This window comes from Undibacterium sp. GW821-FHT11H02 (genome assembly GCF_058808015.1).
On sequence record NZ_JBXARG010000012.1, the window covers coordinates 95,586 to 121,536 of the forward strand.

A 25,951-nucleotide genomic window follows, 5' to 3' on the forward strand; every position below is an offset into this window, starting at 1 on the left:
TTTAGTCGACAGGTATAACTCAAACAATTCACTGACTCTTTAGTATTTACCAGGAAGAAATTATGGACGATAGAAAAACTGATAATAGCGCCGATAAAAGCAAAGCATTAGCTGCGGCTTTAGCGCAGATTGAGAAGCAATTTGGTAAAGGTTCTATCATGCGTCTAGCTGATGGCGCCGCGATTGAAGAGATACAAGTCGTTTCCACTGGCTCCCTTGGTTTGGATATCGCCTTAGGTGTGGGTGGCTTGCCACGTGGTCGTGTGGTCGAAATCTACGGCCCAGAATCTTCTGGTAAGACAACACTGACCTTGCAAGTGATCGCAGAAATGCAAAAATTGGGTGGTACTTGCGCCTTTATCGATGCGGAACATGCGCTTGATGTAGGGTATGCCCAAAAATTGGGCGTTAATCTGAATGATCTTCTGATTTCTCAGCCAGATACTGGTGAGCAGGCTCTAGAAATTACGGATGCTTTGGTGCGTTCAGGTAGCGTTGATTTGGTCGTTGTCGATTCAGTCGCTGCACTAACTCCGAAAGCGGAAATTGAAGGCGATATGGGCGACTCTTTACCAGGCTTGCAAGCTCGTTTAATGTCTCAGGCTTTGCGTAAATTGACAGGTAGTATCAATCGTACTAACACCTTAGTGATTTTTATTAACCAGATTCGTATGAAGATTGGTGTGATGTTTGGAAGTCCAGAGACCACAACCGGTGGTAATGCCTTAAAGTTTTATGCTTCAGTACGTTTAGATATACGTCGAACAGGCTCGATCAAAGCTGGTGATGAAGTCGTTGGTAATGAAACTAAAGTTAAAGTGGTGAAAAATAAAGTTGCACCTCCATTTAAAGAAGCGCATTTTGACATTTTGTATGGCGCAGGAACATCGCGCGAAGGTGAAATTCTGGACTTGGGGGCTGACTGTAAAATTGTCGAAAAATCAGGATCTTGGTATAGCTATAACGGTGAGAAAATCGGGCAAGGCAAAGACAATGCACGCAATTTCTTGATCGAGCGTCCAGCTTTGGCCTATGAAATTGAAAATAAAGTGCGCGAACAGCTAGGCGTGCCTTTACTGCCTCCGTTGGCGGCAGAATAGAAAACAGATTTGCTTGGGCTTCTTTGAATTTGTTAAAAAATTTTGAAATTGGTACAGAGTTACAGATACTCACAGAAATTTTCTTAGATTTTCATAGCGAAGCATGAATTATCAGTTCACGTTAGTCTTGAGTCGATCTACTCATGCAAATGAGTGATCGACTTTTTTTATGTTCTTGGCTTACATAAGATAGGCTTCTCTTTGCATTTCTTGTTTTTCAATAGAAGTTGGCAAGAGTCTTAAACTAGTCCATAGAATTAGCACTCAACTTGACTACTTTTTTCAATCTTATTGGGGTAATTTTAAGCAAAACATGTTTTCGGTAATCTATGCGGCGGAAAATTATGTTAACAATCCCTGGTTAATTCGCAAATCATGATTAAGCCAAAATTAAGTTTAAAAGCCCGAGCCTTGCGTTATTTATCGTTGCGTGAACATAGCCGATTTGAATTGGCACGCAAGTTGAGATCGCATGTTGAAGAAGAGGGGGAACTTGAAGCGTTGCTGGACTGGTTGGAAGTCTCTAAATTTCTCTCAGATCAACGTTTTTCAGAAGCACTGGTTAATCGTCGACAATCTAGATTCGGCAATCAAAAGATAATGGCTGAGCTACAGAGTCACAATTTAAATAAAGAAGATTTGGAAGATTTAAAGCAGGACTTGCAAGAAACAGAATGTCAGCGTGCCCTTGAAGTCTTGTACAGAAAATTCCCCGATGCACCAGTTAATCATCGTGAGAAAGTAAAACAGATGCAATTCTTGGCGCAGCGCGGATTTTCCAGCAGTGCAATCAATACTGCTTTACGAACTACACGAGATACATGTGAAGAGTGATTTCCTTGGTTTGGTTTTGTTTGTTATGTAAATATCAATCACTCCCAAATAGGCTCATCATCAAAATCAGGAAAATTTCACCCTACGTAGGGATAAATACATTTTCAGTTACTGGTACGCATAAATTGGTCTAGCCAAAAAATGGAATTAGTCTTTCAGCTGTGTTAGAATCGTCAGGTTTTTTGCAACGCCGCAGGAGCGGCTGTTATTGTAGAAGCTACGATAACGCACGCAATTGTGGCTTTTTATATTCGAAATTGCCGCCAGCAGGCATGATGTCCTTAATCAAATTGATTACTTTTCCTATCCGATTATTCGGATGCTATTTCACTTTTAAAGCGCCTGAGCGAACTTTGATTGATGGAATGTGTGATTCTAAGGATCATGTTTTTGCTCGTGCTAAGTTGGTACAAACAAATTTTCCCAATTTTATCCTCAGTGTTTGCTAATCAGACGTAACGCCAATTTTGGTCGTTGCGTTTTTTTGTTTGGGCAGTTTATTTTTGTTTGCTTGTACCAGTTTGACTACTTACATGTTAAGAATTTGTAGTATTTCTTTATAGATGTTTATAAAGTTTCGTTTCGTTTTTTTGTTTTACTTTTTAACTAATACCTCAGTGTCTGAAGGGAAGTCGTATGAAAATCCATGAGTATCAGGGTAAAGAAATCCTCCGTAAATACGGAGTGACCGTACCGCGCGGTATCCCATGCATGTCCGTTGAAGAAGCAGTCAAAGCTGCTGAAACTTTAGGCGGTCCAGTATGGGTAGTCAAAGCACAAATTCACGCCGGTGGCCGTGGTAAAGGTGGTGGCGTTAAAGTTGCTAAATCCATCGAGCAAGTACGCGAATACGCAGACGCGATCATGGGTATGCAATTGATCACGCATCAAACTAGCCCAGAAGGTCAAAAAGTACGCCGTCTGTTGATTGAAGAAGGCGCGGACATCAAGAAGGAACTGTACGTGAGTATGGTAACTGACCGTATCAGCCAACGTGTGGTATTGATGGCGTCTTCTGAAGGCGGTATGGATATTGAAGAAGTGGCTGAATCTCATCCAGAGCTGATTCATTCCATCGCGATAGATCCGACTGCTGGTTTGCAAGATGCAGAAGCGGATGATATTTCCCGCAAAATCGGTGTGCCAGAAGGCTCTATCGAAGACGCACGTGTACAGTTAAAAGGCTTGTACAAAGCATTCATGGAAACAGATTGCTCATTAGCTGAAATCAATCCTTTGATCTTGACTGGTTCTGGCAAAGTAATCGCACTCGACGCGAAATTTAACTTCGATGCGAACTCTTTGTTCCGTCAACCAGAGATCGTTGCTTACCGCGATCTGGACGAAGAAGATCCAGCTGAAATCGAAGCATCTAAATTTGATTTGGCTTACATCTCCCTCGACGGTAATATCGGTTGCCTGGTGAATGGCGCTGGTTTGGCGATGGCAACGATGGATACCATCAAATTGTTCGGCGGCGAGCCAGCTAACTTCCTCGACGTAGGTGGTGGCGCGACTGCAGAAAAAGTGACTGAAGCCTTCAAGATCATGTTGAAAAACCCAGGCTTGAAAGCGATCTTGGTCAACATCTTCGGCGGCATTATGCGTTGCGACGTGATCGCTGAAGGCGTGATCACAGCATCCAAAGCAGTGTCCCTGCAAGTACCTTTGGTGGTACGTATGAAAGGTACGAACGAAGAGATCGGTAAGCAAATGCTGGCTGACTCTGGTTTGCCTATCATCGCTGCAGACACGATGGAAGAAGCGGCACAGAAGGTTGTTGCCGCTGCTGCCGGTCAAGCTTAATTTTCGCAAGGAATCACTATGTCCATCCTGATTAATAAAGACACTAAAGTCATCACCCAAGGTATCACTGGCAAAACTGGCCAGTTCCATACACGTATGTGCCGCGATTACGCAAACGGTCAAAACTGTTTCGTCGCTGGCGTTAATCCTAAGAAAGCTGGCGAAGATTTCGAAGGCATTCCAATTTACGCGAATGTCTCTGAAGCTAAAGCAGCGACTGGCGCAACGGTTTCTGTGATCTACGTTCCACCAGCAGGTGCTGCGGCAGCGATCTGGGAAGCAGTTGAAGCAGATCTCGATTTGGCGATTTGTATAACAGAAGGTATTCCTGTCCGTGACATGATGATGTTGAAAGACCGTATGGCAAAAGCTGGTAGCAAAACAAAATTGCTCGGCCCTAACTGCCCAGGTTTGATCACACCAGATGAAATCAAGATCGGCATTATGCCTGGTCATATTCACCGTAAAGGTCGTATCGGCGTGGTTTCACGTTCAGGTACATTGACATACGAAGCAGTGGGTCAATTGACTGCACTCGGTTTGGGTCAATCTTCTGCGGTTGGTATCGGTGGCGATCCTATCAACGGTTTGAAACATATCGACGTCATGAAAATGTTCAACGATGATCCAGACACAGACGCTGTGATCATGATCGGTGAAATCGGTGGTCCAGATGAAGCGAATGCATCTTACTGGGTACGCGACAACATGAAGAAACCAGTGGTTGGTTTCATTGCTGGTGTGACTGCGCCTCCAGGCAAACGTATGGGTCATGCAGGTGCTTTGATTTCCGGTGGTGCTGATACTGCGCAAGCAAAACTGGACATCATGGAAGAATGCGGTATTAAAGCAACGAAGAATCCATCGGAAATGGCGCGTTTGTTGAAAGCGATGCTGTAATTAGTATGTAAATTGCCTGTTCAATCATTGTCGATTTCAATCGATCAATGCTGATAAGCCTTGAAATAGGGGAGCTCAAAAAGCTTCCCTATTTTTTTCTTAAGCTCGGATATCAATTTGTATCGGCAAAGTTCCCTGTTTCGTGTGCAATTGCTTTAATTGATTAATGATTGCCTGAAATTGTTGCTGTTGCGCTATTGAAACATTAATTTCTGGTTGAAACGGCATAATTTCCTTCAATAATGTTAAGCTAAAGTACTTTCTGAAATTCTGCTTTTAGCATATTTGTGTTTCTGCGGAATGTCAGTTTTCGGTTTTTGCTGATTGATTGTTCGATTTTCTATCGACGCCACAAGAATTTCTTTATCCATGTTTGTACAAACAGTTTTGGAATTTGCCAGCCATACCGATATAGGATTGGTGCGTAGTCACAATGAAGATGCAATCGAGATCAATGCTGAGATCGGTTTGGCGATCTTGGCCGACGGTATGGGCGGCTATAATGCTGGAGAAGTTGCCAGTAAAATGAGCGTGGATCTAGTGTGTGAGCAGATACAGCAAAAACAGGCAGCAAGTTGGATGCCACGTTTGCCCTGGCAAATTTCGACACCCGCAAAATGGATTAGCGATGCGATTACTTTTGCAAACCAACAAGTCATAGAACAAGCCAATAAGAATCCCGATAATTTCGGCATGGGTACGACTATTGTTGTCGCCCTTAGCTATTTTGACCGTATGTTAATTGGACATGTTGGCGACTCTCGTGCCTACCGCTTCCGCGACAATTTCATAGAGCAAATCACAAAAGACCATTCTGTTTTACAGGCTCAGATCGACGCCGGTTTGATTTCGATTGCTGATGCGCATCTTTCACCTATTAAAAATTTGATCACGCGTGCTGTTGGTTCGCACGAAGAAATTGACGTCGAAGTCCACGAGCACCAGATGAAAGCCGGTGATATTTATTTGCTTTGTTCAGATGGCTTGTCTGACATGTTAGATCAAATTCATATGCAAAATGTATTGCGTGAACAGGCAAATGACTTAGAGACCTGTTGCAAGACTTTAGTTTATTTGGCAAACAGACAAGGTGGTTCAGATAATATTTCTGTTGTTTTAATACGAGTTAAAGAATTGCATGAAAGGCGCTTTATGGAGTATATTTTTGCTAGCTAAAAGGCAAGAAGAGTAGGCATATACTTCCATGTGTGTGGCGATTAGTGGTAATTTTGAAACGTATTTTAGACGCTCCAGTTTTTCATAATTCTGGATTCTCCTTGAAAAAAATGATTTGGGTTTGGTGGGATTGATATGACGAAAGTTGTAGTGGTGTTTAATGGACATGTCCAAAAAGAACAGAATATAGATCGCGCCAGATTGAATATTGGGCGTCGTCCGGGGAATGATCTTGTGTTGGATCATTTGGCAGTAAGTGGACGCCATGCGGCGATTGATACGACTTCTGAAGGCTCATTTGTTTTGGACTTGGGCAGCACTAATGGCACTTTGGTGAACGGTCATCCAATTAAGAAACATCTGCTGCAAAACGGTGATGTGATCGAAATGGGAAAATATCAGCTTAAATTTGTTGTCGAAGAGGATAATTATGTCGCTCCTCCTGACGAGCCATTGAAGACAGCTCGAATTAAGGTGTTGACCGGAAGTAACGCCGGTAAAGAGATGATACTTTCAAAGCCTATTACAAGTCTGGGAAGCCCAGGAATTCTGGTGGTGTCTATCACTCGTCAGGGCAATCGATTTAAGATTGTATTTGTCGAAGGCAAAATGTTCCCTAAAATAAATGATCAGAGCATAGATGCCAGACCTAGTGTGCTAAATCATGGTGATGTGATTGATTTGTCCGGTACTAAGATGGAATTCCAATTGAGCTAAGTCGGGAGTTTGACTGTATCCAGAAAGGCATTGCTAATAACAGCACTGCCTTTTTTTGTTGGTGTGCGATATAAAAAGTGGCGAATCTCATTCTCTTAAAATGAATTGACAAATAATGTCAGTTGCCATTTTTTCTTATGCTTTATTGGCGAAATTTGTCACTTAAGTCAAAAAAAGCCCGTTTTGAACGCCATTGTATTGTTTTAAAGTTATTATTTAACACGATTTGGCGCTGGCACGTTGTTTGCTCTTATACCTTCGTAGTACGGAATTTGGCTGGACTATCGTTTCTTAATTTAAGGAGTAATAAAATGAAATACACAAAGATGACTAAACGCGTACAGCAAGGTTTTACGCTGATTGAATTGATGATCGTTGTTGCAATTATCGGTATTTTGGCAGCTGTGGCGATTCCAGCTTACCAAGACTATGTTGCTAAATCTAAATTCGCAGCTGCTTTGGCAGAAATTGCTCCAGGTAAAACTGGCTTTGATGTTGCTTTGAATGATGGTTTAACTGCATCCACAGGCCCAAGTAGTTCAACTGATTGGTTTATTGGTGTACAGCCTTCAAACAACAATACGACGGTTGTCGTTACAAGTGGTAATAGTGGTACTATCGTTGGAACGATTGTGAAGGGTCCTTCGACAGTTTCTGGTGGTGTAATTACTTTAACGCGTAATGCAGCTACCGGTGCTTGGACTTGTTCTACTGGTGTGTCTCAGAAATTTGTTGGTCCAACGACTGTATGTACTGGATCTTAATAAATTGACTTAGAGTTTTCTGGTGTGATTTTTTTGCACTGTTAGGTCGGTCATACTTATGGCTTGTGTAAAGCACCCCAGCAATGGGGTGTTTTTATATCTGATGTCAGATGTCGTTGCTCTTGTTCTTATTGTGTTGACTTTTTAAGCAGCTCGAATCAATTACTTAAGTCGCTTCGTATTTTCGTTTCTCATCGTCGTTGTATTTATTTTGGAGGGTATATAAATGAAACGAAATAGAATCCCAGCTTCGCACCTAAGTGGTTTTACTTTGATTGAGCTAATGATTGTTGTTGCTATCATTGGTATATTGGCTGCAGTTGCAATTCCTGCGTATCAAGATTATGTAGCAAAGGCTAAGTTCGCTGCAGCACTCACTGAGGCAGCCGCAGGTAAAATTGGCTTTGATGCGGCTTTGAATGATGGATTGACGCCCAGTTTGGTAAATCCAAGCACCACCACCACCTGGTTTATTGGCGTGCAATCTTCGAACCCTAATAGCGAGATATCCATACCTAATGCCACAAATTCAGGCACTATATTGGCCACTATCGTTGGTGGGCCAGCTTCTGTTAAGGGGATGACGATTAGCTTTAATCGAAATTCTGCAACGGGCGCTTGGACCTGTTCATCCTCAGTGAGTCAGCGAATTATTGGCAGAGGCAATTATTGTGTCGGTAGCTAATGAGTTGCGCTAAGGACTATTGCTGGTTCAAAATAACCAGCAGGTGACTTTGTATTCTTTCGAAGCAGCGAAATGAGCTTACTCAATTAATTGTTCTGAATTTTCAGCATTTTTCTGTTGCAGTTAACGGAAACTTAATTGAAGGGACTCTTTGCAAACAGTGAAACAGCATTCAACGATGATTCCTGTTTTTTGACAGCGCTTCTTTTTATCCATACCTTCTTCACAATTCTTGAAAAATTTGATGTTTTTTCCTCGAGTGTCTTATTATCAGCTGTTAGTCTTTGGTGTTTTCTATCTCGTCGCAAATCTACTTTTTGTTCACATCCACCCGTTTCGAACTTATTATCAAGAAGCACTAGTGGTTTTGGCGGTGCTTGCCTGCTATCTTGGATTTTGTTTTTCGAAAAGAATCGAATTTCACATTCCAACGATAGTCGTAATTCCATTCATCCTTATCCTGATTGCGCTCCTGCAAACCGTACTAGGTATAGGTTCGCATCAACATCTGTTTTATCCTTTGTTTTACTTTGTACTGACGGCATTATCGATGATCGTGGGCGCGAATTGGACAGCACAATTGCAAGGCGTAGAGAGAATTTGTTTTATGTTTGCGTTGGTGCAATTAATCGCTGCTGTTTTATCGGTGCTAATCCAGTGTGTACAGATTACTGGTGTCGATTGGACTCCTTATGTGATGTATATCGCGCATAGTCCGGATACGCCTATGCGACCTTTTGCCAATGTGGCGCAGCCAAATCAATTGGCATTGTTACTGTGTTTTGGTCTTGCTTCGATTTGGTGGTTACTTCAAACAAAACGTCTCAGCGGATTTTTTGCGCTGGCTTTTTCACTCTTTTTATTGTGGGGGGTGGCGCTAACACAATCTCGTATTGCCTGGATTATTTTGCCTGTTTTCGCCCTGTTAGCTTGGTTTAAAGTAATCGGCCAGCACTCGATACGTCGATCTGTGTTGCTGTTACTCCTAATCGTTTACATTGGCTTTGTGTGGTTCCTACCTTCTATCGCCGAAGCACTGGGTTTTTCCAGTGCTTCGATAGCTGAGCGAGTAGGGGGGCGATCTGAGCGTAGTGGCCTGTTGCAACAAGCTTGGTTCATGATCAAGCAACATCCTTGGTTAGGTGTGGGGTGGTTTGGTTTTGGTGCTGAACAAGTTAAGATTGCCGCTGATTTTCCGTCTACCATTTATGCTGAGCATTCGCATAACTTGATATTAAATTTGATGGTGGAATTGGGTGTACCAGTGGCATTACTGATTTTCTCAATTCTGCTGTACTGGTTCTATCAGACTTGCATCGTGCGTAGTGCGGCGAAAAATAATCAAGTCGCTTTTGGCATGTTGAGTTTAATCGCCGTTGGCGTTCATAGTATGGTGGAATTCCCGCTTTGGTATGCTTTTGTTCTACTGCCCATTGCGGTATTGATGGGAATGTTGCATCAGCTGCGTTGGCCAGCTCAGACCACGGTGGTGACAATACCTCGAGCGGTTCCGGTGGCAATTTCAGTCGTGGGCATTGTAGTGCTGGTATTGGTCACTTTGGACTATCAACGCGTGGTGAATGGTTTTAAAGCTTTCCGTCAGGCAGACACGATAGCGGTAGTGCCGCAGGAAGCAATTGCCCGTCCGACTGTAACCTTATTGCCCGATTATTTTGATTATTTTCAATTAATGAAAATAACACCAAAGGAAAAAATGGCTGCGCAAGAGATCGCTTTTGTTGAGCGTATGAGTTTGCGTTTTGGGTATGTACACGTACTCAATAAATTAGCTGAAGTCTATGTGTTGAATGGCCAAATGGCGCAGGCGCAGCGCACTTTATTGACTTTGCAGCGCCTGCACCCGGTTGCTTATCCCGGTTATTATGATTATTGGCAAAGCCTGGCGCAGCAAGATGAGCGATTTGCTGCGGCGTTCCTTACTATGCCGAAGCGAGATGCCCAGTGATTTAAAGTGGATTGCTTTTCAGGTAAATAGGTCCGGATTTTGTGTGCGTGTTTTGATCGACTATTGATCGATGATTGAAACCCAATCCCCTGATTTACCACCGTGTTTTTCTAACACGCGAATATCGCTCATCACCATGCCTCGGTCGACTGCTTTACACATATCGTAGATGGTAAGTAAGCCGATTTGTACCGAGGTCAAGGCTTCCATTTCCACACCTGTTTTACCAACGGTTTCAACTTGCGCCGTGCAGCTGATGCTGTGACTCGCTTCATGCAATTCAAAATCGACCGTGACACGCGTAATGGCGAGCGGGTGGCAGAGTGGAATTAAGTCGCTGGTGCGCTTGCTTGCCATGATGGCCGCAATCTTCGCGATGCCTAATACATCGCCTTTTTTTGCATTGCCTTCTTGAATAAGCTTGAAGGTCGCCGCTTGCATACTTATCTTACCTTTGGCACGAGCAATTCTATGACTGTCAGATTTTGTTGAAACATCCACCATGTGAGCTTGTCCGCTTTGGTCGAAATGGGTCAGTCCGCCATTGGCGAGATCTTTGGTGTCGTTTGAAGTAGGGCTTGGCATAAAATGAACGCAGTAATAGATTGTCAGTAGAGCCCAGATTTATCACCTCGAAAAGTGCTTCTGCCATCATCTCAAATCCTAATGGGAAATCTGGGTTAAACTAGTTTTGTTAAGAAAATTGAATAGTGATGATATCACCGTGAAAAAAGAATTCCCGCGATTTCGTAAAAACTTGATGCAACTCACGCTGGTGACCATATTGAGCACTAGTCTGGCTTTGCCGCATTCAGTGTTGGCGCAAGGTGGAAAAAATAACCAAAGCTTACCGACCTTAGGCGATACAGCACGTGGTGATTTGTCACCTGTGATGGAGCGTAAGATCGGCGAGCAAATCATGAGTAGTGTGCGGCAAGATCCAGATTACCTAGAAGATGGTCCGGTGATTGAATACCTGACCAAGCTTGGTAATAGCTTGCTCGATAAGCGTCCTGATGCACGAGGTGAAACTGCCTATGAGTTTGAGTTTTTTGCAGTGCGTGATCCGGTGTTAAATGCGTTTGCTTTTCCCGGTGGTTTTATCGGATTTCATTCGGGATTGATTTTAGCTGCGCAGTCAGAGTCTGAACTCGCTTCGGTAATGGGACATGAAATTGGTCACGTCTCGCAACGGCATATCGCACGTATGCTGGGTAATCAAAAACAAGATTTTTTAATTCCGATTGCGGCCTTAATATTGGCGGCATTGGCTGCGCGTTCTAGTCCTGATGCGGCGATGGCTATGGTGATGGGTGGGCAGGGCTTGGCGATACAAAGACAGTTAAGTTTTAATCGCGACGCAGAGCGTGAGGCGGATAGGATAGGTTTTCAAATTCTGCGCGAGGGCGGTTTTGATACTGCAGGGATGCTGGCATTTTTTGGACGTATGCAAAATGCCTCACGAAATTACAGTGATAATGGTTTGTCATATTTGCGCAGTCATCCTTTGACCAGTGAACGTATGGCGGATATTCAGGGGCGCTTGTTTGGAGCGCGCTATCGCCAACGCGCTGATGGACTTGATTTTTATGTGACGCAGGCAAGGGTAAGGGTGCTGCAAGATAGCAAAGCGCAGGGCTTGATTGATGCCACGACCTACTTTGAAAATCAGGCCAAGAATGGAAATGAAGAAGCGCGTTTAAGTGCCCAATATGGATTGGCTTTTGTTGCCTTCAAGCGTAATGATTTCGTAGGATCTGAAAAACTCTTGAATGAAGTGAGTCGCCAGATCGCACAATTACCCAATCAGAAAAAATGGTTGAAAGAGACTAGTGCGTTTGCTAGTTTGGCGATTGATATAGAAATGGGCAAGAAGCGTCCCGATTTGGCGATGGCCAAAGCAAAAACGGCAATAAGAGAATTACCTTTGGCGCGCGGTTTGGCACATCAATATGCCGAAGTAATGATAGAGGCAAAAAATTACGCTGACGCTGAACAATTCTTGCGCGAACAAATCAGTCTGTACCGCCGTGAAGCAAAGTTGCAGCATTTATTGGCTAAGACCTACGCTGCTTCAGGTAAATCGGCTTTGCAGCATATCGCTTTAGCGGAAGCTTACGCCATAGAAGGTGCTTTACCAGCCGCTTTGCAGCAATTGGAAATTGCCCGACTTGACCCTGATGTGAAGTACTACGATCTATCGGTGATCGACGCCCGCGAGCGTGAATGGAAAGAAAAACATAGGGAAGAACTACAGGATGAAAAGAAGGGTAATAAGTAAACGCAGTCTTCAATTCATATCGTTGAGCGTGGGCGCGAACAGTAGTTTTGTTCGCGCATGAGCGCCACTAAGCTGCTTTTTTCCAAATTCAGAAGTCGACCCTGAATGCCGATTTGAATTGTGCTAGCAGCAGTCTCATGCGCTGGCGTGTCCATGAATTCTAGTAAGCGTGTTTCTGATAGTGGTTTTTGATTTTCTCGACTATCTTCTATCAAAAGACTTAAATCCCTGTCGTCTAATTGGCATAAATGTTGTGCTGTTTTGCACACGATATTGCCGTCATCCAACATCCAAACACGTTCTGCATGCGGCATAATTTCGCCCGTGTGCAGGCGCCAGCTTTTATCGGGTAATAGTTGCGCAATGTAGGGCGTTGTTTGTAAATCGACATAGACTTTCTGAGGCCCATTTTGGAAGTGCCAATTGCCAACCGAGTCACACAGATAATTACGGTTGATAAAGCTAAGTAAAGTGGTATTGCGAATTGGGTCGCCAGGCAAATTGAGTGCTTGCGCTCGTTCATCGCGCATGCGCCAAATGCCGCGCGCATCAAGTGCTAGCCAACCGTAACAATGCGGTACATTCGGCCATTTCGCCATGGCTGCTTTGACGATCTCATCCATGAATATTTAATCGCTTCTTAGTAGTTACTTAAGTGACCAATAATCTTATTCGGTAGCCAATCGAGTGTGCCTGGAAAATTTCCGTTCGCAAAACCGACGTGCCCACCGTGTCTAGGAAAATCTAGTGTGACATAGGATGACGCTGACTTAGGTAAAAAACGCGCAGGCATGAAAGGGTCATTTTGTGCATTCAGAACTAAGCTGGGTACGCGGATATCATTCAATATTAAGCAGGCGCTGGCACGGTGCCAGTAATCATCGACATCGCGGTAGCCATGTAAAGGTGCGGTCACCACATTGTCAAACTCATACAGGTCTTTCGCCCTTAGCATACGCTCTCTATCGAATAGTTTGGGAAATTGCTCAAGTTTGTGCAAGCATTTTGGTTTGAGCGTTTGTAGGAAATTTTTTGTATAGATTCGGTTAAATCCACGCGACAAAGTGGCACCGCTATTCGTCAGATCAAGTGGCGCAGAAACCGCGCAAGCCGCGTCAACCAAGTGCGCTTCATGTTGAGATTCGCCCAGCCAACGAAGTAGGGCATTGCCACCTAATGAAACACCACTCGCATAAAACTTGGCGTCTGGATTTTTTGCCTTGAACTCACGGTGTAAGCGGCGAATGATCCAATCTATTTCTTGTGAATCGCCGGAATGATAGAAACGTGGCGCCTGATTCGGTTCGCCTGAGCAGCCACGAAAGTGCGGTATCGCGCCTGACCAGCCTAGTTGTTTTAGTTTTGCCATTAGCGCACGTGCATAATGGCTATGGCTGGAGCCTTCTAAACCATGAAACAAAACCAGAAAAGGTTTACCTGCCTCGCCCGCAAGAAAATCAACATCAACAAAGTCTTGATCTGGCGTAATCCAACGCTCACGCCGTAATTCGACCTCTGGTTTTGTCATTAAGGTAGCTGGATAAATCGTTTGAGCATGACCACCAGCCAGCCACCAGGGAGATGAGAAATGCATAGGTATAAAACGCATTAGTGTAAAACGCTGGCTTTGAATAAATCGAGTGGCGCCTGACCAGCTGCAACCGAAGCATGGTGTGCCGCGATGCGCCAGCCACGTGGTGTTTTGACATAAATATTCGTCGCGATAATGTGTACGTCTTGAGCGATAGCATCTTTTTGATGAAACTCTTCAATGACGCTATGGACTGCGGTCAACAAATTGTGCAAAGCATGTAATTGCTGGATGTGAATGTGAACGCTACCATTTTCAAAAATGGTTTCCCAAGACGCACGGATGTCGGCATGTCCGATCAGACGTGTCGAATTGGGATGAACGCAGACAATCTCTTCATCTTCTGCCCACAAGGCCATCAATCCCTCCAGATCGCCGCGAGATATGGCGTCATAGAAGGCGGCTTCCACCTCATCGGCACTACCGTTGTGCTGTTTCTTCGCGGGCATTTGAGTGTCTTTGATAAAGAGTGACTGGCGCAGTTTTAATGTGCTTTTAATACGGTTCCAGGAGCTAAAGTGTAGACGGTGCCGCAATAGGAACAGGTCGCTGATCCACCATGTGATAAATCTAAATAAACACGCGGATGCGAGGACCACAATGGCATCGCAGGATTTGGGCAATGAGCCGGTAAGTCTTTCGCCTGTAATTCAACCGCGGGTATTGTGGGTTTGTTTGACATGTTGCGCTCCTGAATGGAAGAATTTTTCATAGAGCGTGATTTTAACGGATTCCTTTCGATTTGCGTGGGCTCTTCGAGAGACATTGATATCTATCGTCCGCCAATGGGCTAATGCTACATCTGCGTTACTCCCGCTCATACTTTTGCATGCATTCTGAGCACTGCAATTATGGTGATCGCGTAAATGTATTATGAATTAAATGAAAAAAAGAGCTAACCGCAGAGGCGCAGAGTGCGCAGAGAAAGGCAAAAAAACAAGTTTTTCTCCGCGCTCTCTGCGCCTCTGCGGCGAGGTTTTGTTGTGCCTTTTACTTTTTTCAACGATTTTTCTTATGATTTTCTTCATGCTTTTGCCTCCCGTTCTCCAACTTGGTCATAAGCAAGTATTTGCTGCGGGCAGTACAATATCGTCTTTATGTAGCAGTGCAAGTGTGGCACGCAAGTAAAAATGTCTTTTCTTCCCCCAGATGTTCACTAAACGTTCACTATGTTAAAAGATTGGAATTCTCCCCTGTATCGTGAAGGCTTCAAGGCCTCCGCCCCTTCCTTATTCGGGATGGCTGCATGGGGTATGGTGGTCGGTATCGCGATGATTAAAGCGGGCTTGAGTTTGCCGCAAGCTTTGGGTATGACACTCCTAGTGTTCGCGGGTTCTGCGCAATTGGCGGCTTTGCCTTTGATCGTGGCTAATGCGCCGATCTGGGTGATTTTTGCCACGGCATTGATCGTCAATTTGCGTTTTCTGATTATGTCCGCTTTGGTCGCGCCACGATTTGCGCATTTGCCATGGATGCATCGTACATTCCTAGGTTTTTTGACGGGCGATATTTCGGCGCCTTTGTTTATGCAACGATTCCCTACAATGTGGCAAAGCGCTGCGGAAGAACGGGATCAGGTTTTGTATTTAAAAGGATTAATTGTACCGAACTGGTTTGTCTGGCAAGCAGGGTCAATTTTAGGGATTTTGGCTGGAAGCCAGGTGCCTATGCATTGGGGATTGGGGTTTGCCGGTACCTTAGCCATTTTGTGTATTTTGTTGCCTTTAATGCGAAATCGCCCTGGTTTTATTGGTGTGCTCGTCGCCGGTGTTATCTCGGTAGTGGCGCACGGCATGCCGTATAAATTAGGTTTGTTACTTGCGGTATTGGTAGGTATGACCGTCGCGATGTGGGTAGAAGAGCATTTTGACCCTGAAGCTGCCGTGGTTCCGCCGGAGAGTCAAGATGAGTGATATTGAAATCTGGATAGTCATTATTTTACTAACTGTCGCAACGATCATAGATAGAAGTGCTTTTTGGTTAGTCGGTCATCATATTAATTTGCCAAAACGGGTACAAGAAGCTTTGCGTTATGCGCCGAGTTGTGCCTTGGCAGCGATTGTCGTTCCAGATTTTTTTATCAACGACGATCAACTTATCACTACCTTGCATAATCCTAAATTAATAGCAGGAATAGCAGCAGCTATCTTCTATTTGTGGAGGAAAGACATGCTACAGACCATCTTTTTTGGTATGGGAATATTCACCTTGGTGCGTCTTTATTTTTGATAAGGACTTACGCAAAACAGACGCTAGCGTCGTTGGTTCGCCTCGCCGTACAACCGTACTGTCTTCGGCTTCCCGCCTAGCTAGCGCAATTTTGCGTAAGTCTTATTGATGCCACTGCTGTAGTAAGAATCTAGTTTTTTTGATCATAATGATCCATACTTATGTCGTGAAAAATCAATAATGATTTTCGCATAACATAGAAATGGAGCCAACTTGGAAAATGTCTACTCAGCACCAAATGCAGATTTATCAAACGCGCCGGAAGACGATGATACTTATCAGCCCAAAATGTGGGCCTTATCAGGTCGTTTAGGACGAATTCGCTATCTCGCTTATTTAAACATCACGATGATAATGTTGATGTTGCCAATTGGTATTTTGGCGGCAATTTTGATTCCATCTTTGGCAAAAAATAGTGACGGTCCTGGGACTGCAATTATTTTTGCCTTATATATTCCGATGTTTGTGGTTTCTATCATTTATGCAAAACGTCGATTGAATGATCTCGATCATTCGGGGTGGTGGAGCATTTTGATATTTGTCCCTTTTGTTAATTTTCTTATCGGTTTGTATTTGGTTTTCGGGCCAGGTAGCGAGGGCAGTAATCGATTTGGGAAACGACCAAACAAGAATCCAGGCTGGTTGTTTTTGGTAATCATCCTTCCTTTCATGCTGATTGGTATTCTTGCCGCAATCGCAATACCTGCTTATCAGCAGTACACGGCGAGAGCAAAGGCCGCAGCTGCTAAGATAGAAGCATCCATCCCATCAAATCAGGGAGCACCGGAAGTACCCGGGAATCGCTAATTTACGACGTGAAAAAAAAGCGCTGATTTCAGTAAATGCTGTTCAGTTAAGCGAACAAGGTGGGTAATTCTGCGTCAAAACCCCTCTGCGTCTCGGCGTTGAGGGGTTTTTATTTTTTTTGTCCAAAGCCACAAAGTCAATTCAGATAAAATCTCGTATTTTCTCACTGAGATGTTCGCATATTTGCCTTAACTGAACGGCATGAGCCGATTTCAGCGCCCCTTTTGTGACGGTGAATTGCTTGCAAGCTTACTTTATAAAGCGCCACTTTCTTTGATCTCCAAATACCGATTGACCAGACTGAAACTGAGTCGCTCGGGAAGGATATCTATTAAGTGCGTTGCGCGTATGCCCAAACGTTTGATAGCTTGTTCGCGTTGTTGTAAGTAATGCGTGCTCGCCGCATAGCGCAATGCATCGGGAAACTGTTGTACCGGTGTACTTAATGCGGTGTCCAATGATTTTTCTCTCAAACTCGCGCACAACACTAAATGCTTAGTGGAAAGTAGCTCGCAAGCGGTACGCATGGCTTGATCATCTTCGTCACGCAGATTGGTAATCAGTACAACGAAGGCGCGCTTATTCAGTTTATTTAGTAATGTACTTGCCGCTAAGGTGTAATCGGGCGCGACTTCGCTTGCTTGCAGATCGTAAACGCCGGCTAAAATTCTATCTAAGCCCACACGTCCTTTGTGCGGTGCTAGCCATCGATTATCGCCACCAAATGTCATTAAGCCAATCGCATCACCTTGTTTTTGTGCGATAAAACTGAGTGTTAATATCGCGTTAAGTGCGTGGTCAAAATGATTGGTAAGGCCATCTTGTGCCAGCATACGCCGCCCAGTATCGAGCAAGAAAATAATTTGTTGATCGCGTTCTTCCTGGTACTCACGACTGATTGGTTTTTGATAGCGTGCGCTTGCTTTCCAATCGATGGATCTCTGGCTATCGCCTTGGCGGTAATCGCGCAATTGCCGAAAATCGGTGCCTTCGCCACGACGGCGTTTACGAATCGCGCCCAGGCTTGGAGAACGTCTATCGGTTGCGTTTAAGCTATTACCCAATAATTTAGAAAAATCGGGAAAGACTTTGACCGCATGTGTTTCGCCAATACGAAATTGACGCTCCCATAATTGATAAAAAGCACGCACACGGACGAAGGCTGGGCCGAATTCGGCATCGCCCCGACTATTTGGACGCAGCCTATAGGTGACCGCAGTAAAACCCTTGGCGGCGACCACGGTCGTATGCGGCAAACCTTCTAGCTGCCAAGCTGTCGGGTAATCATCGACGAGATCCAGGTGTACTTGGTATGGACTATGGTTATGTATCGTTAAAGTGACGTTGCTCCACACATCGACAGGCCATACACCTTGTAAAGTACGGGTAATGTTAAGATCGGGCGCACGTCTTAGCTCCCACAAATCTGCCAGTGTGCATAAAGCTAAAAGGCCAAGGGAGGCCCAGACATAAGTCGCGATTTGCGGTAACACTAGCTGTAAAAAGCTTAGTGCAACTAAGGCAAAAAAGATCATTAATAAGCGACGTGAAGGCGTCATGCGATCTGTCTTTCTCGTTTTTTAGTATTTTATTTTTAGGCGCGTGGCGCAGGAATCTGTTCTATCAGCTTGCTTAAAATATGGTCGCTGCTCAAACCGTCAAGTTCACTCTCAGGTGACAAGGTAACGCGGTGACGCAATACGGGTAAGCAAGCGATTTTAATATCATCGGGTGTCACGAAATCACGCTGATTGAGCAGCGCAAAAGCACGGGCGATTCGGATCAAGGCGATACTGCCGCGTGGTCCCGCACCGATAGAAATTCCCGGACAATCGCGGGTCGCCCGGACGATACGCACAGCATAGTTCGCCACCGCTTCGTCGACACTGATTTGTGCCACGATATGCTGTAGAGCGATGATGGTTTCTGGTTTGATGATAGTGTTGACTGGTTTCACGTCTAAACTATCGCCAACGCGTTTATGCGTGACGATATGTAACATCGCTAATTCTTCTTTTTCGCTAGGGTAGCCGATGTGGCATTTCACCAAGAAGCGATCTAACTGCGCTTCCGGTAAGGGATAGGTACCTTCGCTCTCCAGCGGATTTTGCGTTGCCAGCACCATGAATGGCGCGTCTAAACCATGCGACTCATTTTCTATGGTCACTTGGCGCTCTTGCATAACTTCTAATAAGGCTGATTGCGTTTTAGCCGGTGCCCGGTTAATTTCATCGGCGAGTAAGAGGTTGGTAAAAACAGGCCCTTTACGCACGCTAAAAGTCTGGTTCTTCATATCGTAAATAGCATGTCCCATGACGTCCGCAGGCATTAAGTCGGGAGTAAATTGAACTCGCGAAAATTGGCCTGAAAAAGTTTTAGCCAAGGCTTTTACTAATAGAGTTTTACCTAAACCGGGTACGCCTTCTAACAAAATATGACCACCCGCCAAACAGCATGCTAATACCTGATCGAGTACCTCGTGTTGACCCACCACGGCGCGTTGTATTTCTTCACGCATACGGGCGACAATGTCGCAGGCTTGTTGGTATTTTTCTGGTGCGATGCCAGAAGTAGTTGTGGCAGCAGGGTTATTGTTAGCGGTAAGGTTTTCAACAGAACTAGGATTAGTGCTCATAGTGCGCTCTCAATTGTTGGAGGTATTGAATTTGGCGGGTAAATAAATGCGGATTACTAGAGGCTGCGTCGTGCCAGGCATGCGCAAGATGCTCATGATTGAGTTGGCAAACTTGTGCTAAACGTAATAACTGATCGTTGACGGATAGTTTTTGTAATTCGGGTGCGCGTTTTTGCAATACCTGTTTGGTCGATATGCGAACCGCTGTCAGCAGTAAATCGCGACCAACAGCGCTACTCCAGGCCCAGCGGCCACTCGCTTCTATGTGTTCCATTAAGGAGCGACGTTCCCAATTTGTCTCCGGCAAGATTGCACCGAAACGGGTGACGGTGCGCCAGAATAAAAGCGTAATGGCTACCGCGAGTAAGCACAGTGCGACAGGGAAAGCATTCCACAGCAATTCATACCAAGTAGGAATTTTGAGTCTCTGCACTATCGTCACGCCCTGATTTTTGGGATTGAGTTTAATCAAAGCCAACAGTAATTCGGCATGATCGTAATATCGCAAGCCTTGCAGCTCAAAAATATTTTCCGAGAGTACGGCAATATGGCCTTTGCCAAAGGCATAAACCTGCAACACATCAGCGTGTTCATCGGTAAATAAGGGGGTGCGACTATTTGGACTCGATTTCAGTTTTACATGGGGTTTGCGTAGTGTTAATGGATACGCGATACCAGGCATGTTGATTGAGACACTGTGAAAGTACTTAACACCTGTGCGCTCGTCATAGAACGTGGATACGCCTAGGTAGTCGCCTATAGGATCACGAATTAAAGGCGTCGCAACGCGCTTGGGTTTTTGACCCGGGACATGCTCCGCGTCATCGTCTTGCTCATTGTCCTCAGGCACTGTGTTAGGCTCATCGCCCTCATAGTTCTCATCATCAGCATCGGCCTGTGCGCTTGCTTCGGTCTTTTCGCTTGCAGCTTCCTCTGAGGCGCTCGCAGCAGCACCCGCAGCCTTAGGCACTTTTTGGGTCGACAGTTTAGGAAAGGTAATTAGGGTGTTTCCCTCTGCTATCCATGCGAACAGGACAGTGGTTTGATCTTTGTTCATATAGCCGTCGTTATCAGCAATAATGAGCGTTCCTTTGGGTGCGCTTTTGATCAACTGTTCGGTCAAGACGGGTGCTAGCTGCACCTGATACTGGCGCTTTTCTAATAAACGCGTCGCAGCAACCATAGGATTTTTATTAAAAGCGCTTGAAGGATTTTCTCGAGCAAGCCAGCTTTTTTCTAGTGTCGATACCCACCAGACTATGCCAGCGATGAGTAGGGCAATTAACAGGATCCACACAAAACCCACGGCGCTAAGCCCGCCAGACTGCCGGAATGATTTGAGTTGCTTACTCATGTCAACTCTCCATTTGCTGTCGCTTCATGGTGTTGGCTTGGTTTAGTCGCTGTCGTTTTGTCGGTGGCAAATTCCTGATCCCAATCCTGACAAAGCAGCTTGATGTCCGTTGGAAAACGGTGCGCGTACGCTGCACTCAACCAAATTGTCGTGCACGTTTCAACTATGCGCAGGCATTGTGCATCGAGTTCATGCAATCGATGCGCGATATGTGCTAAACGTAGACAATCATTCTCTGTAGCGCCCTGACCAATTTGCATGCCATGTACATTCACTAAGCGTGACAGTGTGGCACGGTACATAAGTGCAATAGCGGCGCGCTGTTGCCCATTATTCCAAAGCTCGAGCGCACTGGCACTTACATTATCGGGCAGTGATTCGGGGCGAATATCCAAACCACCGACTTCGGTCGCGAAGTGGTTTTTCTCAGGTAAAGTGAAATTCCAAACTTGCTTGCGATAACGTAATAGGAGCCAGCCGACAAAAAACAAGCCAGCGATAATCGCGATGTATTTAAGCACTAAGGCAAGCAGACTAAGATCAAGTTTACTTTTCTTGGGCGCTGTTTGGTCAGCTCTTTTCCAGGTTTCTTGACAAATGTAAGGCCGCAATTCTTCTGCTTGATAAATCGTATCGATATCATTTCTGATCTCTTGTTGCTGTTGGCTGTTAGCCTGAGCGCGATCACGTGGTTCATCTTTTAACCATTTTGGTTTTTCGCATTTTTCTTCTGGATTCTGCTTAATCGCCGTAGTTTGGTCTGCAGCATAAGCATCGTTTTGTGAAATTAAGAAACTAGAAAAACACAGAACCAAAATTCCCACGATTGCTTTGCCATTAGCTGCCTTCTTAGCCTGGGCTGGCTTTAATTGGCGCAGCATAATTTCTATATCCCAAGCCTCCAAACTTGCGCGGCGATTCAGATATAAAGTAAAACTACAGGCCACAAACACAGGCCCTATAATGCCGGCCGAAATGCCGTAGGCAGCAAAACTTAAAAATAGCCACAACGAGGATTCGCTGCTGCTCAAATCTGCAGTAAAGAGCGCGAAGGGGTTAATAGCGAGATCGTCGCTAATAAAAATGCCAATAAAAGCGAACATGCCGAGTTGCAACAAGCCTTCAAAATGCGCGCAAGCGATGCCAAACCAGCTTGCCGAACCTATCGTCCTATTTCCAATTACACGGATGCGTTTCGCCGCCATTTTTCCGCGTGCACCTTCTAGTTGCCAGATTGCTTGATACAGTCCACGACCAGCCGAAAACAGTCGCCACCAAACCAATAAACGAAACCAGCCGCCACCGCATTGACTTGGCCAAGCGCGAATAGCTTGCTGCCAGCTCACGCTTTCACCAAATACACGGCGCGATAAAATATACAGTGGTGCTCGTTCCAGCAAAGGCCGTATCCACCACGCGATGGCCAGCCACCAGGCACCGCCAAAGAAACCAAAATGGGGTACAAAGAAAGCTGCTAAACCACACAGAAAAATGGTCGGTAACCATAGCATCAACCACGTGATATACACCACAGCAGCGTTGCTACGCAATAGCGCGAAACCCAAATCCAATGCCTGGGCATTGGGGCGCGGACGTAAATCGATTTGTAATTGATCGAGTTGCACTGACCTAGCTCCTGACCCGACCAGCGACAATAAAAAAGCCGATTACCAGCAACCAGCATAGCGCACCAACCGCATATTTAACCGAATGCGGTATGACAGGGCTAGCGCTCCAAAAAGCCTCGAAGAATGCGGCGATGAAAGTCAAAATCGACGCGCCGACCAAGACCGGAAACATGCGCTGGCTGGCGGCATATAAGGCGCGTCTGCGACTCAAACGTCCTGGGTGAATTAAGGATAGGCCTAAACGCATACCTGCCACACCCGAGAGCAGCATGCCGACAATCTCAAAGCTGCCGTGAGTAATTACAAACGACCAAAAATTATGACGGGTGGCAGGATCGGCAGTTAACCAGCTTGCTACCACACCCATACCCAAACCATTGACACCCATGATGTACAGGGCGGGGATACCACCGAATATGCCTGCACCGAAGGTACGGAAGTCGATAGAGATATTGTTCCAGATATACATGCCGAACATCGCAAAATCGCCTTCCGCGCCGCGACCGACGCCAATTTTGCCTGACATGTACATCTGACGCATTTTTTCTAGTCTCTCGGCTGACGAAAAGCTATAGGCCATCTCAGGATTAAACCAGACCAATACGCCCACCAGCAATCCAACACCCCAAAAAGCCAGGCATACAAACAGTAGCAAACGCCATTCTTCGCGCACCCTTTGTGGGAATTCATTCAATAACCAACGATGTAGAGTCATGGGGCGTTCCACCGCAGTTCCATACAAAAGTTGGTGGCAATCGCTTACCATTTTCTGTAAATAGTCGGTGAGCGCAGGTGAGTAACCACGTTGCAGCGCTAAAGCAAGGTTTTGACACAGACGTCGATACAAGGCCGGAAATTCATGCAATCCGACGGGTGCCGCCGTATTTTTCTTTTTGTTGTTTTGGTCAAGTATGGTTCTAATCTGATCCCACAGTGCTTCATTTTGTACTTCAAATTGTTTCTGCTTCATAAACTTATTCCTGCGACATAGGCACGTAAACGCGCTAATGATGCTTCCCCCGTTTGACCTGTGATCGCTTGCGCCAAGCTCGCAAGTTCTAACATACGAGCTTGCGGTATGCTTTTTTCACGCTCAAACATCGCGATTAATGTTCTTTGCTGTTCAGGTGTCAGTGGGTATGCTAAGGCCCATGCCTCGCTGTCTTCTGTGGGGGACATATGCAGGGTAGGGCGAAGCAAGTTAGGGTCGCGGTAGACCACTTGAGTGCCGGCAACGATATCGCCTAAGCGACGAAACTGGGTATCAAAGAGCATGCATAGCAAGCCAGTGAAATAGAAAAAAGGCAGAAAATCGCCGACTAGCACTAAGTTACGTAACACCGATTCGCGCCAACCGACCGGAAGACCATCGGCACGCAGTACTTGCAAGCCCAGCGCGCGTTTTCCTAAAGTCCGCCCATCCCAATACACTTCACAAATAATCGCATAGCCCCAGTACAAGACAAATCCACTGATTAGTATTAAACCCGTACCTAGCTTAAATTGTCCCAGCACAGCTGAGAGCGAAGACATCGCGACAAAATAGATAAAAAAATCAATCGCCCAAGCCCAGGCACGTGGAGCTGGTCCGGCTGGTGTGAGTAGTAGACGTACGCCCTCAGGAGTGATCAGAGACAAGCGTCCATTTAGCATATGTTTTTTTTCATATCGATGGCTATTGTGTAGTTTACTTAAAATGGCTACAAAATGAGTAATTTATTAATGTTTTCTGATTGCCAATTAAAGTGGGTGCTGTAGGAAAGTTTGACTAATTGGCAAGTCGTGGATTGTAGCAAGAAAAATGTCGTGCATGTCTGAAATGCCGTTCAGGAATGATCAAAACTAAAATTCTTCAAGCCTGAGTCGCCAAGCGGCGCTGCTAGAAGCCTGGCATTGATTGGATCTCTTCATGTGTTTTTTGAGCCTCTGTCTCACCGTGTTGAAGTTTTTTCAGTACCTATTTTTATTTTCTTCATCCAATTGACCTGATATTCACGAGAAAAATCGCGAATCGGCCTCGTGATTTGGTAAAATGCTCGATTAATTTAGAAACCTCACAGGATAGTTGGTTTTATTGCTTTTAAAGTAATTTTGTTGCCCTGTGGCGTTGTGAAAATACCTACCTCGATTTAATTCCTTCTCATCTTAACTGGTCCTGCTATGCAATTTAATCGTCTGAGCGATCTCATCGCTGCTAATAAACTCCAAGGTCAACGTGTCTTTATTCGTGCAGATTTGAACGTACCGCAAGATGATGCTGGCAATATCACAGAAGACACACGTATTCGTGCTTCGGTTCCAGCAATTCAACAAGCTTTGCAAGCAGGCGCTGCCGTGATGGTGACATCGCACTTGGGTCGTCCGACGGAAGGTGAATTTAAGCCAGAAGATTCTTTGGCTCCGGTTGCTAAGCGCTTATCGGAGTTGTTAGGCGTGACGGTTGAACTCAAACAAGATTGGATTGATGGCGTCGATGTTGCCGCTGGTCAGGTTGTCTTGTTAGAAAACTGCCGTGTGAATAAGGGCGAGAAAAAGAATGATGACGCGCTCGCGCAAAAAATGGCGAAGTTATGCGACATCTACGTGAATGATGCTTTCGGTACTGCACATCGTGCGGAAGCGACGACGCATGGCATTGCTAAATATGCGCCTATCGTTTGCGCTGGTCCTTTGCTGTCTGCAGAACTGGACGCTTTAGGTAAAGCACTCGGCCATCCAGCACGCCCATTGTCAGCGATTGTGGCTGGCTCTAAAGTTTCCAGTAAGTTGACGATCTTAAAATCCCTCGCCGAAAAAGTCGATCAATTGATCGTTGGTGGTGGCATCGCAAATACCTTCATGCTGGCAGCGGGTTTGAAAATTGGTAAGTCGTTAGCAGAAGCGGATTTGGTTGGCGAAGCGAAAGCGATCATGGACATGATGGCAGCACGCGGCGCGATCGTACCTATCCCAACAGATGTCGTTTGTGCGAAAGAGTTTTCTCCAACAACTGTCGCGACAGTTAAAGCGGTTGCCGATGTACAAGACGACGACATGATTTTGGATATCGGCCCTGAAACAGCAAAGGTTTTAGCTGCACAAATCCGCCAAGCTGGCACTATCGTTTGGAACGGCCCAGTCGGTGTATTTGAATTCGATCAATTCGGTAATGGCACCAAAGTATTGGCTGAAGCCATTGCTGATTCCAAAGGTTTTTCAATTGCTGGCGGTGGCGATACCTTAGCGGCGATTGCGAAGTACAACATAACAGAAAAAATTGGTTATATCTCGACAGGCGGCGGCGCTTTCTTGGAGTTTTTGGAAGGTAAGACTTTGCCAGCGGTAGAGATTTTGTTGCAAAGAGCAGCAGATTGAAAAAGTAAACCTCTCAACACAGAGACACCGAGACACGGAGGGGGAACGGAGAAGTGCTAAAAAAACAGTAGAAAATATTCGAGACTTTTCTTGAATTCTCTTGATTTTCTCTGTGTCTCCGTGT

General features: G+C 45.3%; 26 protein-coding genes. 14 read left to right on the top strand and 12 right to left on the bottom strand.

The annotated features are described in order from the left end of the window. The first annotated feature begins 62 nt into the window (after positions 1–62). The 4 genes from recA (at position 63) to sucD (ending at position 4,640) form a co-directional block, all read left to right on the top strand. Entirely contained in the window at positions 63–1,100 is a 1,038-nt protein-coding gene (recA, locus tag AC1RR2_RS13295; protein WP_493222738.1) for a recombinase RecA, read from the top strand. A gap of 375 nt (positions 1,101–1,475) precedes the next feature. Beyond that, on the top strand, positions 1,476–1,934 hold the full coding sequence (gene recX / locus AC1RR2_RS13300) for a recombination regulator RecX (protein ID WP_493222739.1): 459 nt from the start codon (positions 1,476–1,478) through the stop codon (positions 1,932–1,934). A gap of 621 nt (positions 1,935–2,555) precedes the next feature. Continuing rightward, entirely contained in the window at positions 2,556–3,740 is a 1,185-nt protein-coding gene (gene sucC, locus AC1RR2_RS13305) for an ADP-forming succinate--CoA ligase subunit beta (RefSeq protein ID WP_422994862.1), read from the top strand. Between the two features lie 18 nt (positions 3,741–3,758). After that, the gene (gene sucD, locus AC1RR2_RS13310) at positions 3,759–4,640 is read left to right on the top strand and encodes a succinate--CoA ligase subunit alpha (protein ID WP_186890657.1); all 882 of its coding nucleotides are present in this window, start codon (positions 3,759–3,761) and stop codon (positions 4,638–4,640) included. Positions 4,641–4,739: 99 nt separating this feature from the next. Here the strand turns inward: sucD and AC1RR2_RS13315 are convergent, their stop codons facing one another. Next, positions 4,740–4,868: a hypothetical protein gene (locus AC1RR2_RS13315; RefSeq protein WP_493222740.1), complete on the bottom strand. Its 129-nt coding sequence runs from the start codon at positions 4,866–4,868 to the stop codon at positions 4,740–4,742. Between the two features lie 141 nt (positions 4,869–5,009). Between AC1RR2_RS13315 and AC1RR2_RS13320 the strand changes: the two genes are divergently transcribed. From AC1RR2_RS13320 to AC1RR2_RS13340, 5 genes are all read left to right on the top strand, one after another. Then, the gene (locus AC1RR2_RS13320; RefSeq protein ID WP_493222741.1) at positions 5,010–5,816 is read left to right on the top strand and encodes a Stp1/IreP family PP2C-type Ser/Thr phosphatase; all 807 of its coding nucleotides are present in this window, start codon (positions 5,010–5,012) and stop codon (positions 5,814–5,816) included. 135 nt (positions 5,817–5,951) lie between these two features. Beyond that, positions 5,952–6,533, top strand: a complete 582-nt coding sequence (locus tag AC1RR2_RS13325; RefSeq protein WP_493222742.1) for an FHA domain-containing protein — start codon at positions 5,952–5,954, stop codon at positions 6,531–6,533. A gap of 311 nt (positions 6,534–6,844) precedes the next feature. Next, the gene (locus AC1RR2_RS13330) at positions 6,845–7,297 is read left to right on the top strand and encodes a pilin (RefSeq protein ID WP_493222743.1); all 453 of its coding nucleotides are present in this window, start codon (positions 6,845–6,847) and stop codon (positions 7,295–7,297) included. 226 nt (positions 7,298–7,523) lie between these two features. Further along, complete coding sequence (locus AC1RR2_RS13335) at positions 7,524–7,982, top strand: pilin (RefSeq protein ID WP_493222744.1); 459 nt, start codon at positions 7,524–7,526, stop codon at positions 7,980–7,982. A gap of 244 nt (positions 7,983–8,226) precedes the next feature. Next, on the top strand, positions 8,227–9,948 hold the full coding sequence (locus AC1RR2_RS13340) for a PglL family O-oligosaccharyltransferase (RefSeq protein WP_493222745.1): 1,722 nt from the start codon (positions 8,227–8,229) through the stop codon (positions 9,946–9,948). 60 nt (positions 9,949–10,008) lie between these two features. Here AC1RR2_RS13340 and moaC read toward each other — a convergent pair whose 3' ends face one another. After that, on the bottom strand, positions 10,009–10,533 hold the full coding sequence (gene moaC, locus AC1RR2_RS13345; RefSeq protein ID WP_493222746.1) for a cyclic pyranopterin monophosphate synthase MoaC: 525 nt from the start codon (positions 10,531–10,533) through the stop codon (positions 10,009–10,011). A 139-nt stretch (positions 10,534–10,672) separates the two neighbouring features. Here moaC and AC1RR2_RS13350 point away from each other — a divergent pair, with 139 nt between their 5' ends. Then, positions 10,673–12,229, top strand: coding sequence for a M48 family metalloprotease (locus AC1RR2_RS13350; protein WP_493222747.1), 1,557 nt, complete (start codon positions 10,673–10,675; stop codon positions 12,227–12,229). Between the two features lie 14 nt (positions 12,230–12,243). Here the strand turns inward: AC1RR2_RS13350 and AC1RR2_RS13355 are convergent, their stop codons facing one another. The 4 genes from AC1RR2_RS13355 to AC1RR2_RS13370 are packed head-to-tail and all read right to left on the bottom strand — an operon-like array spanning position 12,244 to position 14,502. Further along, entirely contained in the window at positions 12,244–12,852 is a 609-nt protein-coding gene (locus AC1RR2_RS13355) for a DUF2946 family protein (protein ID WP_493222748.1), read from the bottom strand. A 17-nt stretch (positions 12,853–12,869) separates the two neighbouring features. Then, positions 12,870–13,823, bottom strand: a complete 954-nt coding sequence (locus tag AC1RR2_RS13360) for a YheT family hydrolase (RefSeq protein ID WP_493222749.1) — start codon at positions 13,821–13,823, stop codon at positions 12,870–12,872. 14 nt (positions 13,824–13,837) lie between these two features. Beyond that, the gene (locus AC1RR2_RS13365; RefSeq protein ID WP_493222750.1) at positions 13,838–14,269 is read right to left on the bottom strand and encodes a YybH family protein; all 432 of its coding nucleotides are present in this window, start codon (positions 14,267–14,269) and stop codon (positions 13,838–13,840) included. Positions 14,270–14,304: 35 nt separating this feature from the next. Then, complete coding sequence (locus tag AC1RR2_RS13370) at positions 14,305–14,502, bottom strand: zinc-finger domain-containing protein (protein ID WP_493222751.1); 198 nt, start codon at positions 14,500–14,502, stop codon at positions 14,305–14,307. A gap of 487 nt (positions 14,503–14,989) precedes the next feature. Between AC1RR2_RS13370 and AC1RR2_RS13375 the strand changes: the two genes are divergently transcribed. From AC1RR2_RS13375 to AC1RR2_RS13385, 3 genes are all read left to right on the top strand, one after another. Then, entirely contained in the window at positions 14,990–15,733 is a 744-nt protein-coding gene (locus AC1RR2_RS13375) for an AzlC family ABC transporter permease (protein ID WP_493222752.1), read from the top strand. Further along, the gene (locus AC1RR2_RS13380; RefSeq protein WP_493222753.1) at positions 15,726–16,049 is read left to right on the top strand and encodes an AzlD domain-containing protein; all 324 of its coding nucleotides are present in this window, start codon (positions 15,726–15,728) and stop codon (positions 16,047–16,049) included. The genes AC1RR2_RS13375 and AC1RR2_RS13380 overlap by 8 nt, the downstream gene beginning before the upstream one ends. Before the next feature lie 213 nt (positions 16,050–16,262). Next, positions 16,263–16,856 (top strand): DUF805 domain-containing protein, encoded by a 594-nt coding sequence (locus tag AC1RR2_RS13385; RefSeq protein WP_493222754.1) that lies wholly within the window; start codon positions 16,263–16,265, stop codon positions 16,854–16,856. A gap of 254 nt (positions 16,857–17,110) precedes the next feature. On the opposite strand, the gene AC1RR2_RS13390 is transcribed toward AC1RR2_RS13385, so the two are convergent. Genes AC1RR2_RS13390 through AC1RR2_RS13415 form a run of 6 tightly spaced genes read right to left on the bottom strand, consistent with a single transcriptional unit; the run spans position 17,111 to position 24,126 of the window. Then, positions 17,111–18,415 carry a DUF58 domain-containing protein gene (locus AC1RR2_RS13390; RefSeq protein ID WP_493222755.1) on the bottom strand — a complete coding sequence of 435 codons (1,305 nt, stop codon included), beginning with the start codon at positions 18,413–18,415 and terminating at the stop codon, positions 17,111–17,113. Positions 18,416–18,450: 35 nt separating this feature from the next. Further along, positions 18,451–19,491, bottom strand: coding sequence for an AAA family ATPase (locus AC1RR2_RS13395; protein WP_493222756.1), 1,041 nt, complete (start codon positions 19,489–19,491; stop codon positions 18,451–18,453). Next, positions 19,481–20,845: a DUF4350 domain-containing protein gene (locus tag AC1RR2_RS13400; protein WP_493222757.1), complete on the bottom strand. Its 1,365-nt coding sequence runs from the start codon at positions 20,843–20,845 to the stop codon at positions 19,481–19,483. Before AC1RR2_RS13400 ends, AC1RR2_RS13395 begins: the two co-directional genes overlap by 11 nt. Continuing rightward, on the bottom strand, positions 20,842–22,470 hold the full coding sequence (locus AC1RR2_RS13405; protein ID WP_493222758.1) for a hypothetical protein: 1,629 nt from the start codon (positions 22,468–22,470) through the stop codon (positions 20,842–20,844). Before AC1RR2_RS13405 ends, AC1RR2_RS13400 begins: the two co-directional genes overlap by 4 nt. Positions 22,471–22,474: 4 nt before the next feature. Continuing rightward, entirely contained in the window at positions 22,475–23,443 is a 969-nt protein-coding gene (locus AC1RR2_RS13410) for a stage II sporulation protein M (RefSeq protein ID WP_493222759.1), read from the bottom strand. Further along, positions 23,440–24,126, bottom strand: a complete 687-nt coding sequence (locus tag AC1RR2_RS13415) for an RDD family protein (RefSeq protein WP_493222760.1) — start codon at positions 24,124–24,126, stop codon at positions 23,440–23,442. The genes AC1RR2_RS13410 and AC1RR2_RS13415 overlap by 4 nt, the downstream gene beginning before the upstream one ends. 507 nt (positions 24,127–24,633) lie before the next feature. Here AC1RR2_RS13415 and AC1RR2_RS13420 point away from each other — a divergent pair. Further along, entirely contained in the window at positions 24,634–25,827 is a 1,194-nt protein-coding gene (locus tag AC1RR2_RS13420; protein ID WP_493222761.1) for a phosphoglycerate kinase, read from the top strand. Positions 25,828–25,951: the final 124 nt, after the last annotated feature.